This window comes from Brevibacillus sedimenti (genome assembly GCF_020923495.1).
Classification (GTDB): Bacteria; Bacillota; Bacilli; order Brevibacillales; family Brevibacillaceae; genus Brevibacillus; species Brevibacillus aydinogluensis.
Window position 1 is genome coordinate 707,501 of sequence record NZ_CP064048.1, and the last position, 15,246, is coordinate 722,746.

The window sequence follows — 15,246 nt, forward strand, 5'->3', positions numbered from 1 at the left end:
CGCCGCGCATTTTGAAAAATTGATACATCAATACGGCGGCCAGCGCAACCAGTCCAGCGACCATGTAGACCGCTTCCGGGAAGATCAGCAGAACGCCGGCACCGATCAAGACGAAGCGTATCGCCCAGTTCATTCTGGTGAAGAGATACCCTTCGGTGGCAGCAGCCAGCGCCAGAACGGCCAGAATGGTGGTGACGGCAGCAACGGTGATGTCCAACACGCTGGAGTTGAGAATCATCAGGCCCGGTTTGTAGATGAAAATAAACGGAACGATAAACCCGGCCAGGGCCAGCTTGCAGGAAATCCAGCCAGTCCGCTGCGGATCGGAACCGGCAATGCCCGCTCCGGCAAAAGCGGCCAGCGCAATGGGCGGCGTCAGATTGGCAATCGCCCCAAAGTAGAAAACAAACAGATGGGACGCCAGCGGATCGACGCCAAACGTGGACAGTGCCGGTGCGGCCATCGTCGCGGTGATGATGTAGCAGGGGATGGACGGCAGGCCAAGCCCCAGAATGATCGAGGCAATCATCGTGAAAAACAGCGTCATGAACAGGCTGCCCGAGCCCATCATCAGGATGATGTTGGCCAGTTTCAGGCCCAGTCCGGTGAGGCTGAACACGCCTACGGTAATCCCGACGGCCGCGCAGGCAGCGGCCACGCCCAGCGTATCGCGCACACCGGTTTCCAGCGCTGCCAGAATGTCGCGGAACCCCATCCGGCTGGACGGACGCAACGCAGCGATGATCACGGTAGCCACGATCGTCACTACCGCTACGAGCGTGGGCGTGTAGCCCATCATCAGCAGCACCACCAGCAGGATCAGGGGCAGCAGCAGATGTCCGCGCTCGCGCAGGACGTCCTTTACCTTTGGCAGTTCGTCCTTGCTCAGTCCTTGCAGGTTGTCGCGGTCCGCGCGCAGGTGCACCTGGACGAGCAGGCCAAAGTAATACATGATCGCCGGAATCAGCGCCGCGATGGCAATCGAGACGTACGGCACTCCCAGCGTCTCGGCCATGATAAAAGCAGCAGCTCCCATGACCGGCGGGAGGATTTGCCCGCCCACGGCAGCTGTTGCCTCCACTGCCGCAGCAAACTCCGGCTTGTAGCCGACGCGTTTCATCATCGGAATGGTAAACGAACCGGTCGTCACCACACTGGCTACAGCCGAGCCGTTGATCGATCCGTGAACCGCGCTGGCAATCACCCCTACTTTTGCCGGACCGCCCTTGCTGCTGCCGGCCAGAGCCAGCGACAGATCGTTAAACAGCGTGCCCATGCCGGATTTGGAGAGAAACGCACCAAAGATGATGAACAAAATGATAAACGACGCGGATACCGAGATGGCGTCGCCAAAAATCCCTTCCGTCGTCACGTACATGTAGTTGAAAATATCGCTCAGCGTATACCCCCGGTGACCAAATTCGCCCGGCAGGTACGGACCAAGATAGGCGTACGCGACAAAAATGGCGGCCATCGCCGTCAGCTCCCAACCGGCCACGCGGCGGGACGCTTCCAGCACCAACAGACAAGTGATCGTAGCAAAGGTCACGTCAAGCGCAGATGGAATCCCTCCGCGGTTGACGATGTCCAGGTAATAGATAAAAATATAGCCGGCCGTGCCCAGCGACACTACGGCAAACACCGCATCCAGCAGCGACAGATGTTTGCGGGACGCCTTTTTTCGGCCTGGATACAACAAAAAAATAAGGCATAACACAATGGCCACATGCAGCGACCGATGCTTCAAGGTCACAAACGGAATCGCGTACGCGGCGTACAAGTGATACAGGGCAAAAGCGATCGCCACGCCGGAGACCAGGAGACGCAGCCACTTTTTCTCAAACACGCGGTAGCGTGCTTCCATGTCGTACTCCTCCAGGACAGCCTGGGCCTTGCTCTCGTTCAAGCGGATTTCCTCCTGGCTGGGCATGTTTGCCTGCGTGCTCACCTACACGTCACTTCCTTTCTGCTTCAAGCTGTATAAATACCGGTACCACCACGGAAACCACCTGACGGACAGTTCCAACGACGTACCCAGCGGCAATACGTCCGCCAAGTTCCACTGTTGGCCTCCTGCAGTCAGCTTGTAATCTTTCCGTGAGATGACATACAGGACACGATCCCGCTGTTCGTGCAAACCGGATACCGTGATCCATCCGTCGCGGACTGCGACAACCGCGTCGGCAAACGCGGCCGGAACGCCCGCTCCAAACGATTGAAACGAGGTTTCGGCCAGCTCCATGCCGCGCAGACCATGGACACGGTACGTTTCCCGCCACGGGGTCAGCTCCACCGAATGAACCCATTCGATTTCAAAGCAGTCGTCCATCCCGAGCGGTACCGCCCCGATGATCTCCTGCCGATGAAAGTCCTTCAGCAGCAAAAAGGGGTGGGGCCCTGTCAGGACGAGCCCCACAACGAGGAGGAACACGCGCATCGCCCATCTCTTCATGCCGTCATCCCTCCCTGCTCCCTGGCGAATCGGTTCACAACATTATCGGGATTAGTTGAGTGCGCCAATCTCCTTGAAGTATTTTTCGGCCCCCGGATGGAGCGGCACCACCAGATTGCTGCCCGCTTCCTTCGGTTCGATCTCCTTGGCCGCACTGTGGGCGCCCTTCAGCGTGTCGAGGTTTTCAAAGAACGTCTTGGTCAGCTTGTACACCTGATCGTCAGACAAGTCGCTGCGCACCAGCATCAGGTTGCGAATTGCAGCGGTCGGCACCGGCTGGTCGTTCTTGTACAGGCCCGCCGGAATTTCCGCCGACACGAAGAACGGGAACTGCTGCGCCATTTTCTCCACGTCTTCCTTGTTGATCGGCACGATCTCCACGTCCTTGGTGGTCATCAGGTCGATCACCGTGGAGTTCGGCAGCCCGGATGTAACGAAGGCGGCATCAATCGTGTTGTTCTTCAACTGCTCGACCGCCTCGGCGTACGAGAGGTAGTCCGCCTTGATGTCGTTGTAAGTGAGGCCGTGCCCGGCCAGCACCATCCGCGCGTTTACCTCCACCCCGGAGTTGGGAGCACCCACGCCGACGCGCTTGCCTTTCAGGTCAGCCACGGATTTGATGTTGCGGTCTTTCAGCGTGACGATCTGCACGTAGTTGAGATACAGGCCGGCCATGGCCTTCAGGTCCTTGATGGCGCCGGCATCCTTGAAGTTTTCCTGGCCATTGTAGGCAAACGATGCTACGTCTGACATGACAAACGCCATGTCCGCTTTTTTGGTCTTCAACAGGTTGATGTTTTCCACGGATGCGCCGGTGGATTGGACAGAGGCGTTGTAGCCCAGCTTGTCCTTGTAAATCTTGGCCATCGCACCGCCGAGCGTATAGTACGGACCGGAGCTTCCGCCGGTGGCGATGGTCAAAAACTTCTGCTCGGAACCGCCGCCGGATGCATTGTCTCCTCCCGGCGCAGGCGAAGATGGGCTGCTGCAGGCCGCCACGGAGAGCACCAGCAGCGCGGAAGACAAAATGGTCAGCATTTTTTTCAACACGAATATTCCCCCTTACGCGTTTTGCAACCGTTTACAATTTTTTAAAAGCAAATGGCGTGCCAACCGACACTCATGCCGAAACACGGCGAAATTTTGCCGTTTTCCTGCCGCCGCCTATAAAAAACGGCAAAAAAATCCCGTCCATGCGGAATTTTTTGCCGGTTCGCCAATTTTTCCGGGTTTCTGATAAATTACGAGGTTGCCTCCGATTCCAGGTACTGTTTCAGTTTTTGCCGCAGCCCCCGCTCGCTGATGCCCAACTGATCCGCCGTCTTTTTCCGGTGGCCGCCGTTTTGCTCCAGGGTGTATAAAATGATCCGCCGCTCCGCCTCCTCCAGAGACATGCCGGCCGGGATCAGGACGCCCTCTTGTCCGGCAGGGACCGTCCGGCTGCCTGATGGCCGCTCACTGACGGAAAACGGCAGGTCTTCTGTCGTGATGATCTCCCCCTGCGAAAGGGCGACCGCGTACTCGACGATGTTGGCCAGTTCCCGCACATTGCCCGGATACGAATAGGCGTACAACCGTTTGAGCGCCTCCGGGCTGCACACTTTTTTCCCCTTGCCCAAATGGACGGCGTACAGGTCGAGAAAGTGCTCGATCAAAAGCGGGATGTCCTCGCGCCGCTCCCGCAGCGCCGGAGTGCGGATGGGAATGACGTTGAGACGGTAAAACAGGTCTTCGCGAAACGCTCCCCGGGCCACTTCCTCCTCCAGATTGCGGTTGGTGGCGGCGATAATGCGAATGTCCACCTCTTTTGCCTCGAAACCGCCGAGCGGCGTCACCGTTCGCTCCTGAATGACGCGCAGCAGCTTGGCCTGCAGGGCAAGCGGCATTTCCCCGATCTCGTCGAGAAACACCGTGCCGCCGTGTGAGCGCTCAAACAATCCGGCTTTGCGCTGAAACGCTCCGGTAAAGGCTCCCTTCTCGTAGCCGAACAGCTCGCTTTCCAGGAGCTGCTCCGGAATGGCGGCGCAGTTGACCACCGAAAACGGCGCGTGGCTGCGTATGCCCTGGAAGTGGATGGCCCGGGCCACCAGTTCCTTGCCCGTTCCGCTTTCACCGGTGATCAGGATGCTGGAGGTGATGTCCTTCACTTTTTCGATCAACTGGTAGAGCTTCAGCATCGGCTGGCTTTTGCCGATGATCCCGGCATACGACTGCTGCTGTTTGACCGCTTCGCTCAGCACCTTTACCTGTCGGTGCAGATGTTGATATTCCAGCGCCTTGTTCAACAGCAGCCTGACCTCGTCCAGGTGCAGCGGCTTGGTCAGGTAGTGGTAGGCACCAGCCTTCATGGCGGCGACGGAAGATTCGATCGTGCCGTACGCCGTCATTATGATCACGGTTACATCCGGTTTGACGCTTTTCAGCTTGGCGAGCAAATCCAAACCGGACGTGTGCCCCAGGTTCAAATCCAGCAGGACGCAGTCGATCGCTTCCTGCCGGACGACGGCCAGCGCGCTCGGCTCGTCTCCGGCTGTCCAGACCGTGTAGTCGTCTTCCAGCGCAAACGACAGCGAGGCGCAGATGGCCGGTTCATCATCCACGATGAGCAAGTTGGGCATGGCTCTCCTCCTTTTCCTGTCGTTCAAACCACAGCGTAAACGTGGTTCCCTTTCCCTTCGCACTGCTTGCCTCGATCCGGCCGCCGTGCTCCTGCATAAGCCTGTCGCTCAGGTAGAGCCCCAGGCCGATTCCCTGGGCTTTGGTCGTATAAAACGGCTGGAACAGGCGGGACAGCTCCTCCGTGTCCATTCCTTCCCCGGTGTCGCCCACTGCCAGTTCCACGCCGCCCGCCCTGCTGTCAGCGCGGATGGTCAAGTGCTTGCGGGGACTGGATGCCATCGCTTCCAGCGCATTCATCACCAGGTTGATCAGCACCTGCTTCACGCGAGCCCGGTCGGCCCGGATCACCAGTTCGCCAGGCACGTCCACGACCACCTCCACCTGCTCGCGCTCCAACCGTCTGGCAAACAGGCCCAGTACGGAGCCGACCAACTCCCGCAGATCGACGTTTTGCATTTGCAGCGGTTTGGCAAGGGAGTAGTCCAGCAGGTCCTCCAAAATGCGGTTCATCCGCTCCATTTCTTCCGGCACGTACCGCAGCAGTTCCGCCCGGAAGCGCTCGTCGTCCAGCTTTTTGGGAAGCAGCTCGACAAATGTCTTGATCGCGGTCAGCGGATTGCGCAGTTCGTGGGCGATGCCTGCCACCAACTGGCCGAGCGCCCGCATCTTTTCCTGCGCGACCAGTTGGGCCTGCAGCCGCTTCTGCTCCGTTCGGTCCTGCAAGCTGACGATCCAGCCCACGTGCTCATGGGAGGCGTTGACAAACGGCGCCATGTAGTAGTGAAAGACGCGGATGGAGCCGGGCTCCCACTGAAACTCCCCTTCGTACTGACGAGGGGATAACTGCTCCAGCGGCGCCTCCAACGGCAATTGCGGTAAGAGGGAGGAGATGTGGCGGCCCAACACGCTGTCGGACAGGGACAGCATCCCGCGGGCCACCTGATTGACCAGCGTCACGTGGCCGCTCACGTCCAGCGCGAGGATGGCGCTCTCCGTGTTGTCCAGCACCTTGCGTTGAAACGCCAGCAAGTCGGCCAGTGCAGCCGTCTGCCGCCGCACTTCCTGCTGCAGCCGTTTGTTCCAGGTAAAAATGGTCACCAGCGTCACAACCACGATCGCCATCGCGATCACCAGGGCGATGACCAGTTTTCGCCACCAGTCGGTGACATGCAACGAATACGGTTCGAAGTACTGGCTGTACAACCGCGTATAGGTGCCGTCCCGATACAGCTGGTTCAGTCCTTTGTTCAGCTTGTCCAGCAGCGCGTAGTTGCCCTCCCGCACGGCGAAGGCGTAGTCGGTCGGGTTGATCAGACCGGAACGCATCTCAAAGTCGTCGCTTCTGCCCGCCTTGTCGAGAAAGTAGGCGGCGGTCCAGCGGTTTCCGATAAACGCGTCGGCTCTCCCCCGCATCAGATTGTCCAGGGCGTCCCGCTGGTTGAAGGAGACGAGCAGCTTCACTCTGCGGATGTCCTGCACCAGATCCATGCCGGTATTCCCCCGCTGCACCGCCACCACCTTGTCCTTCAAGTGGTTCAGGGTGTAGATCTCGTTGTCGTCCTTTGGAACCAGCAGCACCTCCGACATGGTGAAAAACGATTCGCTGAAGTCGACGACCTGATCGTACCGGCTGGTGTATTTCATCCCCAGCAGGACATCCGCTTTGCCGTGCAGCAGGTAGGAGACAGCATCCTCCCACTCCAGCGGCACGAACTCCAGCTCAAAGCCGTTTTGCTCGGCGATGGCCTGGATCAACTCGATGTTAAATCCGGAGACGTCGCCGTGTTCGTCCGTGTAGGAAAACGGAGGCAGCTCCTTGTCAAAGACGACCCTCAGCACGTCTCCGGCTGACGCATTCGCGGGGTACAGCCAGAGCACAGCCAGCAGGGCGATGGCCCACCATCGTCGGTTCACAGTGCTGTCCTCCTTCCGTCGCGTCGTCGTTTCCACGGCCGCCAATCGAAAAAGGCCCCTGCCTGGCAGAAGCCCCCATCGCAGCGGCGTGTTCTCCTGTAGGTGTCCTTCGTGCTGGTGCTTGATCGGTCCGTTGTTTGTCATCTCATCCACCAAGTCCGACGCCTGTCCGATCTATCGATCCTGTCGTTCGTTTCCGTGGATCTGGCCGGCCGTTTGCGTTTGCCGAAAAAAATGCCGATATGCACGCCGTCCAGGGTGTAGACAGAAAATACGTACCCGCGCAAATTATCAGACGGAAGTGTGCTGCGCACGGCCTCTGCGTACATCGCCCGCAGCGATTCCAGCAGCAGGTTGCTGTACTCGACCGCCTCCGATCCGACCGCCCACTTGGCCACTTCCTCGTCGTATCGCCATTCAAACTGCCGCACCAGGTCCGCTTCCGTGACCGGCCGCAGTTCCACTCGCTCTCCTTTGATCAATTGGCCCCCGCCTTTTGAAAAGATGTTTTGCGAAAGCGTTTGCAAATCCATTTGCGATATTTCCGATATGCTGCATGATCACCACACCTTTCCATTCGGAGGATGTTTTCATTCTAGCAAAAAACCACTCCCCGGCAAAGTGAGTGGTCGGCGTGTAGACAAAGTCCGCGGCGCATGGGAGATCGGGCCCGCTCGCTCGCTTGACGCCCAGCACAGAAGCGGATGAAGTCCGCTCCAAAACGAGACGCGGGCAGGGGACAAACATCTGGGTATTTCAAGGAAGTGAGACTTGTGTCCCCTGTTGAGTCCCGCGTCTTCGTTTTTCCGCTGAGCAGGTCGTCAAAGGAGCTCGCTTGGCCCATCCCGCCATGCGATGCAGATTGTCTTTTCGCTTCGGTTGATGAATGGGCAGGCCTTTCGGCCTGGGAATCATTTTTTGTGGACGCTTACTCAATGAACCGTTTGTCTTCAGTCTGACCACTCCCCGGCAAAGGGAGTGGTGATGTGGCGTCAACGTCTTCTTCGCAGTTCGGCCAGCACGTCGTCCAGCGGCAGCTTTTGCTCCCGCAAGAGAACCAGCAGATGGTAGATCAGGTCGGCCGCCTCGTAGCGCAGTTCGTCGTGGCTGCGGTTCTTGGCGGCGATGATCACTTCCGCCGCTTCCTCGCCCACTTTTTTCAAAATCTTGTCGACGCCCTTTTCAAACAGATAGGTGGTGTACGCCCCTTCCGGCCGTTCCGCCTCGCGGGAGGCAATCAGCTGCTCCAGTTCGTTCAGGATGGCAAACCGGTCAGGGACAGTCGTCTGATCTGCCCCCTCCGCCGCTTCCCCTCCGGACGCAATCGTTTGGCCAAAGCAGGTGTACGAACCGGTGTGGCAGGCGGGGCCGTTGGGTATGACCTGCACGACCAGGGCGTCTCCGTCACAGTCGTACCGCATGGACATAATCCGCTGGGTGTGGCCGGACGTAGCTCCTTTGTGCCACAGCTCTTGCCGCGAACGGCTCCAGAACCACGTCTCTCCTGTCTGAAGCGACTTTGCCAGCGACTCTTTGTTCATGTAGGCGAGCGTCAGCACCTCTTTGCTCACGGCGTCCTGCACGATGGCGGGAATCAGCCCGTTTTCATCAAAGCGCAGCTGCCCAAGCAGTTGCTCAAAGGAAACGGTTTGGGTCATGGCCGCACGACAACTCCTTTCGCAAGCAGGTACTCTTTGACCGCCTGAATCGATGTCTCTTCGTAGTGGAAGATGGACGCGGCCAGGGCGGCGTCTGCCTTGCCCTCCGTCAGCACGTCGTAGAAATGCTCCCGCGCGCCCGCGCCGCCGGACGCGATCACCGGAATGCCGACCGCCTCCGAGACCAGCCGTGTCAGCTGCACGCCAAAGCCTTTCTTTTCACCGTCGTCGTCCATGCTGGTGAGCAGGATCTCGCCGGCACCGAGCGCTTCCGCCTCCCGCGCCCATTCGATCACGTCCCGGCCCGCAGCGTTGCGTCCGCCGTGGGTGTACACTTCCCAGCGGTCAGGGCCGACACGCCGGGCGTCGATGGCGACCACGATGCACTGCGAGCCGAACACGGTCGCCCCTTCGCGGATCAGCTCCGGCCGCAGCACGGCTGCTGTGTTGAGCGAGATTTTGTCGGCTCCGGCGCGCAGGATGCGCTTCATGTCCTCCACGCTGTTGATCCCGCCGCCGACGGTAAAGGGAATCGTGATGTTGGCAGCCGTCCGTTCGATCACGTCCACCATCGTCTTGCGCCCTTCATGAGAAGCGGAGATGTCGAGAAAAACCAGCTCGTCCGCCCCTTCTTCGCTGTACTTTTTCGCCAGCTCCACCGGGTCCCCGGCGTCCCGCAGACCGACGAACTGCACGCCTTTGACGACGCGGCCGTCTTTTACGTCCAAGCAGGGAATGATGCGTTTGGCCAGCATGCTACTCACGCTCCTCCATCCGGGATACCGCTTCCGCCAAGGTGAACGCGCCCGTGTAGAGGGCTTTGCCGACGATCGCCCCAGAGACGCCGTCCGCCGCGCAGGCTGCGAGCGTCAGCAGATCGTCGAGCGCGCTTACGCCGCCCGAAGCGATGACCGATTTGCCGGTGGCTTTCGCCAGCCCGGCGATCTCCTCCACGTTGGGTCCAGTCAGCGTGCCGTCCCGGGCGATGTCCGTGTAGATGAACGTCTCCGCTCCGTACGAGACGAGCCGCTTTGCCAGTTCCACCGCAGACACGTCCGTCGTGGTCAGCCAGCCGCGGGTGGCTACCATGCCGTTGCGGCAGTCCAGTCCGATCGCCACGCTGTTTTGGTACCGACTCAAAATCCGCTGTGTAAACGGCTCGTCCTCAATGGCCGCCGTGCCGAGAATCACGCGTGCGACCCCCGCCTCAAGATAGTCGGCAATCTGCTCTTCCGTGCGGATGCCGCCGCCCACCTGCACCGGTACCGGCACGGCGCGTGCGATCTCCTTGATCAGTTCGCCGTTGACCGGCTGCCCCGCCTTGGCCCCGTCCAGGTCGACCAGGTGCAGCCAGGACGCTCCCTGAGACACCCACTGGCGGGCCATCTCCAGCGGCGAATCAGCGTACACCGTCTCCTGCGCGTAATCGCCCTGGAACAGCCGTACGCATTTGCCGCCGCGAATATCAATCGCCGGGTAGATTGTAAATGTCATGCTTTTCCCCCCTCGCACTGTCCGGCAAAGTTGCGCAGCAACCGCATGCCGGTGTCGCCGCTCTTTTCCGGATGAAACTGCATGCCGAACACGTTGTCCCGCCCGACAATGGCGGTGACGTCCTGATGGTAGTCGCTGGTCGCCAACAGCACAGCCGGATCGCTCACCCGCACGTGGTAGGAGTGCACGAAGTAGACGTAATCCCCGCTGTTCACGCCTTCCAGGAGGGGATGCTCCTGCTTTACCTGCAGCTGGTTCCAGCCCATGTGCGGCACCTTGTAGTCGCCGCGAAAACGGACGGCCTCCCCGCCCAACAGAGAGAGACCGGCGTGCGTGCCGTGCTCTTCGCTTTTTTCAAACAACAGCTGCATGCCAAGGCAGATGCCGAGAACCGGCCGACCGGACGCCGCGTACGTGCGAATGCCCTCCTCCAGTCCAAGCCGGCGGATGTTGGTCATCGCGTCGCCAAACGCTCCCACCCCCGGCAGGATTACGCCGGCAAAGTCGTTCAGCCGCTCCGGGCGTGAGACAAACTCATAGGCGTACCCAAGCCGTTCCAGCGCTTTGCTCAAGCTGTACAAATTGCCCATGCCGTAGTCGATAATGCCGATCATCGTCACAAAACCCCTTTGGTGGACGGTACGCCTTTGACGCGCGGATCGATCGTCGTCGCTTCGTCCAGGGCGCGGCCGAGCGCTTTGAAAATGGCTTCAATCATGTGGTGCGTATTGTGGCCGTAGTGCAAAATGACGTGCAGGTTGATGCGCGCCTCCAGGGCGAACTTCCAGAGAAACTCGTGCACCAGCTCGGTGGGAAACTGCCCGACCACAGGCGACGGGTACGCCGCCCGGTACTCCAGGTGCGGCCGGTTGCTGATGTCGATGACCACCTGCGCCAGCGCGTCATCCATCGGCACGAAGGCGTTGCCGTAGCGCTTGATGCCCTTTTTGTCGCCCAACGCTTCGCGCAGCGCCTGGCCGAGGCAGATGCCGATGTCTTCGACGGTGTGGTGGTAGTCGATCTCGATGTCACCTTTTGCCTTCACGGTCAGATCAAAGTGACCGTGGCGGGTAAACAGGTCCAGCATGTGGTCGAGAAACGGCACGCCGGAATCCTGTCTGCTTTCTCCCGTGCCGTCAACGGCAAAGGAAAGGGCGATGTCCGTTTCGTTGGTCGTGCGCGCGATCTGCGCCGCCCGTCTGTTTTCACTCATGATTGGTCACGCTCCTGCTTTTCTTTGGTAAAGTCGTTGAGCCGCTCCAGAATGGCCCGTGCGTGAGCGGCCAGCCCTTCCTGTTCCGCGAGGGTGACGATTTTATGGCCGTGCTCGCGCAGGTCCCGTTTGCTGTAGGACACCACGCTCGATTTTTTCACAAAGTCGTCCACCGACAGCGGTGAGGAGAAACGGGCCGTGCCGTTGGTGGGGATGACGTGGTTGGTGCCGGCAAAATAGTCCCCGACCGGCTCCGAGCTGTACGGTCCGAGGAAAATAGCCCCGGCGTTTTCCACCTTGCCCAACTGGTCAAACGGGTTGTCGATCAACATCTCCAGGTGCTCGGGGGCGAGCCGGTTCACCACCGCAAAGCCCTCGTCCAGATCGTTCACCAGCAAAATGGCGCCATAATCGCGCAGCGCCGCTTCGGCGATGTGACGGCGGGGCAGCTCGGCCAGCTGCCGCTCCACTTCCTGCGCCACTGCTTCTGCCAGCGTGCGGGACGGCGTCACCAGCACGGCGGCCGCCATTGGATCGTGCTCTGCCTGGGACAGCAGGTCAGCAGCCACGTAACGCGGGTTGGCCGTCTCGTCAGCCAATACGACGATCTCGCTCGGGCCGGCCACCATGTCGATGCTGACCAGGCCAAACACCTCCCGTTTCGCCAGCGCCACAAAAATGTTTCCCGGCCCGACGATTTTGTCCACCGGCTTGATTTGCGCGGTGCCGTAGGTAAGCGCAGCGATCGCCTGCGCGCCGCCCACCTTGTAGATTTCGTGTACGCCGGCGATACTGGCAGCGACCAGAATCGCCGGATTGATCCGGCCATCCGCTCCCGGCGGAGTGACGATGACCACTTCCGGGACGCCGGCGATCTTGGCGGGAATGGCGTTCATCAGCACGCTGGACGGATAGGCGGCTGTTCCGCCGGGTACGTACAGACCGACGCGCTTCAGCGGCCGGACAATCTGCCCCAGCACGGTGCCGCTTTCCTTGGCGGTAAACCACGACTGGCGCACCTGCCGCTGGTGAAAATCGCGGATGTTGGCCGCCGCTTCCGTCAGCGCAGCTTTCACCGCAGGGGCCACCAACGCCTCCGCCTCGGCGAATTCCGCCTCGCTTACCCGAAAGTTCTCCAGCCGGACCTTATCAAACTGCTCCGTATACGCCCGGACAGCCTCGTCTCCCCGCTCCCGTACATCGGCCAAAATGGTCCGCACCGCTTCCTGCTGTTCGCGTGTTCCCGCTTCCACCGATCGTTTCGCGTCGAACTGATTGGCTTGCACAATTCGCATCATTGCCGGTTACCTCTCCTTTCCTGTTGTTGGGGGGCTTTAGCGGGGGATCGCCTCCCAGAATTTTTGCGCGATGTCGTCCACGGCCTCGCTCTTCATCCGGTAGCTGGCCCGGTTGGCGATCAGACGAGTGGTGATGTCGCAGATGTGTTCCAGTTCCACCAGCCCGTTTTCTTTTAGCGTCCGGCCGGTGGAGACGATGTCCACGATCCTGTCCGCCAACCCGATCAGCGGGGCCAGTTCGACGGAACCGTTCAGCTTGATCACCTCGACCTGCTGCCCCTGCTCGCGAAAATAGCGGGAGGCGATACGCGGGTACTTGGTGGCAACGCGGGGCGCCTCCGTCTGTCTCCAGCCGGGCAGGCCGGCCACCACCATGCGGCAGCGGCCAATGCGCAAATTAAGAAGTTCGTACACGTCCCGCTCCTCTTCCAGCAGCACGTCTTTGCCCACCACCCCGACATCGGCCACGCCGTATTCCACGTAGGTGGGCACATCTGTCGGCTTGGCCAGGATAAACTCCAGACTGGTGTTTTCGACCGGGATGATCAGTTTGCGGGAATCCTGCAGTTCCCCCGTCACCTGCAAGCCGGCCTGCTGCAAAAAGTGAACCGCTTCCTCAAAGATCCGCCCTTTCGGCATGGCAATCGTCAATTTTTGCGCATTGTCGGAAAAACTCATCTCCTACTCCCCCTGTTCCGTAAGGCAGATAAACTCGCCGTCGGCCTGCTCCCGGCACAACGCCGCCTCCGCCTGGTCGCGCACCAACCGCGTCACGACGACCCGCCCCTCCTGACGCAGCCGCTGCGCCTCGGCAAGCCCGTCCTTGCGCCGTCCTTCCGTGTAGCAGAGCAGCACGGGCGGCTGTTCCGGCGACGGGGCCAGCGACGTCACCTGCATCAGCCGGTCCATTTTAATGGCAAACCCGGTCGCCGGCGCAGGTCGTCCAAACTGGGCCAGCAGGCGGTCATAGCGTCCGCCTCCCACCAGCGGCGAGCCCAGATCGGCAGCATATCCCTCAAACACGACACCCGTGTAGTAGTCCAGATTGCTGATCAGGTTGAAATCAAGCAGCAGCGCATCGGTCACGCCGTACGCCTCCAACGCCTCCCACAGTGCCGAGATATTCTCGACCGCCCGGCGCGCTTTGCCGTTTGTCGTCAGCTCGCGGGCTTCGTCAATCTTGCCTTTGCCCCCGCGCAGCCGCAGCAGCGCATGCAGGCGGCGACGGTCTTCCGCCGCGATGTCCAATTCGTCGGCCAACTGCCGGAATCCGACAAAATCCCGTTCGTACAGGAACCGGCGGAACTGGTCGCGCACCGTCTCGTCCGGCACCGTCTCCTCCAGCAGTCCCTCGACAAAATCAACATGGCCGATTGCGATCCGGAACGTCTCCACCCCGGCCGCACGCATACAGAACACGGCGAGGGCAATCGCCTCCGCGTCAGCGTCCACGCTCCCGTCTCCGACCAGTTCGATGCCCGTCTGGAAAAACTCCGCGTTGCGGCCCGCTTCCTTTTCCTGGGCGCGAAATACATTCGTCTGGTAGTACAGGCGAATCGGCAGCGGCACGTCCTTGTACAAGGAAGACACGACGCGGGCAATCGGCGTCGTCATGTCCGGCCGCAGCACGACCGTGTGGCCCTGTTTGTCCAGCAGCCGAAACATCCGATCGGTCAGCGTCGCGCTCGCCATCCCCACTGTGTCGAAATATTCCAGCGACGGGGTGACGATCTCCCGGTATCCCCACCGTTCAATGCACTGCCGCAGCGCCCGCTCCAAATGCCGTTGTCTCGCCAGTGATTCCGGCAGTATGTCCCGCATCCCCAGCGGTTTTTCAAATCCCAACGGCTTTGTCATCGCTCTTCCCTCCACACCGATTTTGCTTTACTCTGATAATATGGTAGCAAACTAAAGTGTTATGTAGAAGATTATCACGGAACCCCCTGACCGTCAACCGCAACAGGAATTATCAAGCAATTCAGTCATCTTACCCCGCAACGTGCGCATCTTCCGAAAAAAACAGCACAAAAAGCCCCGGACGCTCTGTTCACGACACAGCGTTCGGGGCTTCAGACGAAACAATTATTCCGCGACTACTCCGGCCGATCGGTGCTTGCTTCCCGAATGATCTGCATCGGATTGCCGCCGACAAACGCACCGGGGGGAACGTCCTTGTGCACGACGGTACCTGCGGCGACAATTGCTCCATCGCCGATCGTCACGCCCGGCAGAATGGTGGAGTTGGCTCCCACCAGCACGCGGTCACCGATGCGCACTTCGCCCAGCCGGTATTCATCCACCAGGTATTCGTGGGCAAGGATCGTGGTGTTATAGCCGATGACACAGTTGCGGCCGATTTTGATCAGCTCAGGAAACATGATGTCCATCATCACCATCAGGGCCACAGCTGTTTGCTCCCCCACCTCCATGCGCAAAAAGGTCCGATAGAGCCAGTTTTTCCAGGAGAGAAACGGCGTATAGCGGGCAATCTGAATCACGAGAAAGTTTTTGACCACTTTCCAAAAACTCACAGTCCGATACAACTGCCACAACGAGTTGGCCCCGTGGACGGGAAAACGCCTGGTCTGTCTCATCTGC

General features: G+C 60.0%; 15 protein-coding genes (1 of these 15 running past the window's edge). All 15 read right to left on the reverse strand.

All coding sequences use genetic code 11. The annotated features are described in order from the left end of the window. On the reverse strand, nt 1-1,948 hold the 5' portion of the coding sequence (locus tag IRT44_RS03415) for a TRAP transporter permease (protein ID WP_230077449.1). The gene continues 20 nt to the left of window position 1, outside the view; the window shows 1,948 of its 1,968 coding nt (coding positions 1-1,948); it begins with the start codon at nt 1,946-1,948; the stop codon falls past the left edge of the window. Further along, a complete protein-coding gene (locus IRT44_RS03420; RefSeq protein ID WP_230077450.1) occupies nt 1,949-2,452 on the reverse strand; it encodes a DUF1850 domain-containing protein in 504 nt (167 codons plus the stop codon). Between the two features lie 51 nt (nt 2,453-2,503). Further along, nucleotides 2,504-3,502, reverse strand: coding sequence for a TAXI family TRAP transporter solute-binding subunit (locus tag IRT44_RS03425; RefSeq protein WP_326838940.1), 999 nt, complete (start codon nt 3,500-3,502; stop codon nt 2,504-2,506). 191 nt (nt 3,503-3,693) lie between these two features. Continuing rightward, on the reverse strand, nt 3,694-5,070 hold the full coding sequence (locus IRT44_RS03430; protein WP_171567306.1) for a sigma-54-dependent transcriptional regulator: 1,377 nt from the start codon (nt 5,068-5,070) through the stop codon (nt 3,694-3,696). Then, complete coding sequence (locus IRT44_RS03435) at nt 5,045-6,985, reverse strand: transporter substrate-binding domain-containing protein (RefSeq protein ID WP_230077451.1); 1,941 nt, start codon at nt 6,983-6,985, stop codon at nt 5,045-5,047. The genes IRT44_RS03430 and IRT44_RS03435 overlap by 26 nt, the downstream gene beginning before the upstream one ends. Before the next feature lie 140 nt (nt 6,986-7,125). Next, a complete protein-coding gene (locus tag IRT44_RS03440; protein ID WP_230077452.1) occupies nt 7,126-7,518 on the reverse strand; it encodes a GNAT family N-acetyltransferase in 393 nt (130 codons plus the stop codon). Nucleotides 7,519-7,977: 459 nt separating this feature from the next. Further along, nucleotides 7,978-8,643 carry a bifunctional phosphoribosyl-AMP cyclohydrolase/phosphoribosyl-ATP diphosphatase HisIE gene (gene hisIE, locus IRT44_RS03445; RefSeq protein ID WP_230077453.1) on the reverse strand — a complete coding sequence of 222 codons (666 nt, stop codon included), beginning with the start codon at nt 8,641-8,643 and terminating at the stop codon, nt 7,978-7,980. Beyond that, a complete protein-coding gene (hisF, locus tag IRT44_RS03450) occupies nt 8,640-9,398 on the reverse strand; it encodes an imidazole glycerol phosphate synthase subunit HisF (protein ID WP_171567302.1) in 759 nt (252 codons plus the stop codon). The genes hisIE and hisF overlap by 4 nt, the downstream gene beginning before the upstream one ends. A 1-nt stretch (nt 9,399) precedes the next feature. Then, nucleotides 9,400-10,137, reverse strand: a complete 738-nt coding sequence (gene hisA / locus IRT44_RS03455) for a 1-(5-phosphoribosyl)-5-[(5-phosphoribosylamino)methylideneamino]imidazole-4-carboxamide isomerase (RefSeq protein WP_171567301.1) — start codon at nt 10,135-10,137, stop codon at nt 9,400-9,402. After that, the gene (hisH, locus tag IRT44_RS03460) at nt 10,134-10,751 is read right to left on the reverse strand and encodes an imidazole glycerol phosphate synthase subunit HisH (RefSeq protein WP_171567300.1); all 618 of its coding nucleotides are present in this window, start codon (nt 10,749-10,751) and stop codon (nt 10,134-10,136) included. Before hisH ends, hisA begins: the two co-directional genes overlap by 4 nt. A gap of 2 nt (nt 10,752-10,753) precedes the next feature. Further along, nucleotides 10,754-11,350 carry an imidazoleglycerol-phosphate dehydratase HisB gene (gene hisB / locus IRT44_RS03465; protein WP_171567299.1) on the reverse strand — a complete coding sequence of 199 codons (597 nt, stop codon included), beginning with the start codon at nt 11,348-11,350 and terminating at the stop codon, nt 10,754-10,756. After that, complete coding sequence (gene hisD, locus IRT44_RS03470) at nt 11,347-12,645, reverse strand: histidinol dehydrogenase (protein ID WP_171567310.1); 1,299 nt, start codon at nt 12,643-12,645, stop codon at nt 11,347-11,349. The genes hisB and hisD overlap by 4 nt, the downstream gene beginning before the upstream one ends. A gap of 39 nt (nt 12,646-12,684) precedes the next feature. Then, nucleotides 12,685-13,326 carry an ATP phosphoribosyltransferase gene (hisG, locus tag IRT44_RS03475; RefSeq protein WP_171567298.1) on the reverse strand — a complete coding sequence of 214 codons (642 nt, stop codon included), beginning with the start codon at nt 13,324-13,326 and terminating at the stop codon, nt 12,685-12,687. A gap of 3 nt (nt 13,327-13,329) precedes the next feature. Then, nucleotides 13,330-14,505 carry an ATP phosphoribosyltransferase regulatory subunit gene (locus tag IRT44_RS03480; protein WP_230077454.1) on the reverse strand — a complete coding sequence of 392 codons (1,176 nt, stop codon included), beginning with the start codon at nt 14,503-14,505 and terminating at the stop codon, nt 13,330-13,332. Nucleotides 14,506-14,741: 236 nt separating this feature from the next. Beyond that, the gene (locus IRT44_RS03485; RefSeq protein ID WP_171567296.1) at nt 14,742-15,242 is read right to left on the reverse strand and encodes an acyltransferase; all 501 of its coding nucleotides are present in this window, start codon (nt 15,240-15,242) and stop codon (nt 14,742-14,744) included. Nucleotides 15,243-15,246: the final 4 nt, after the last annotated feature.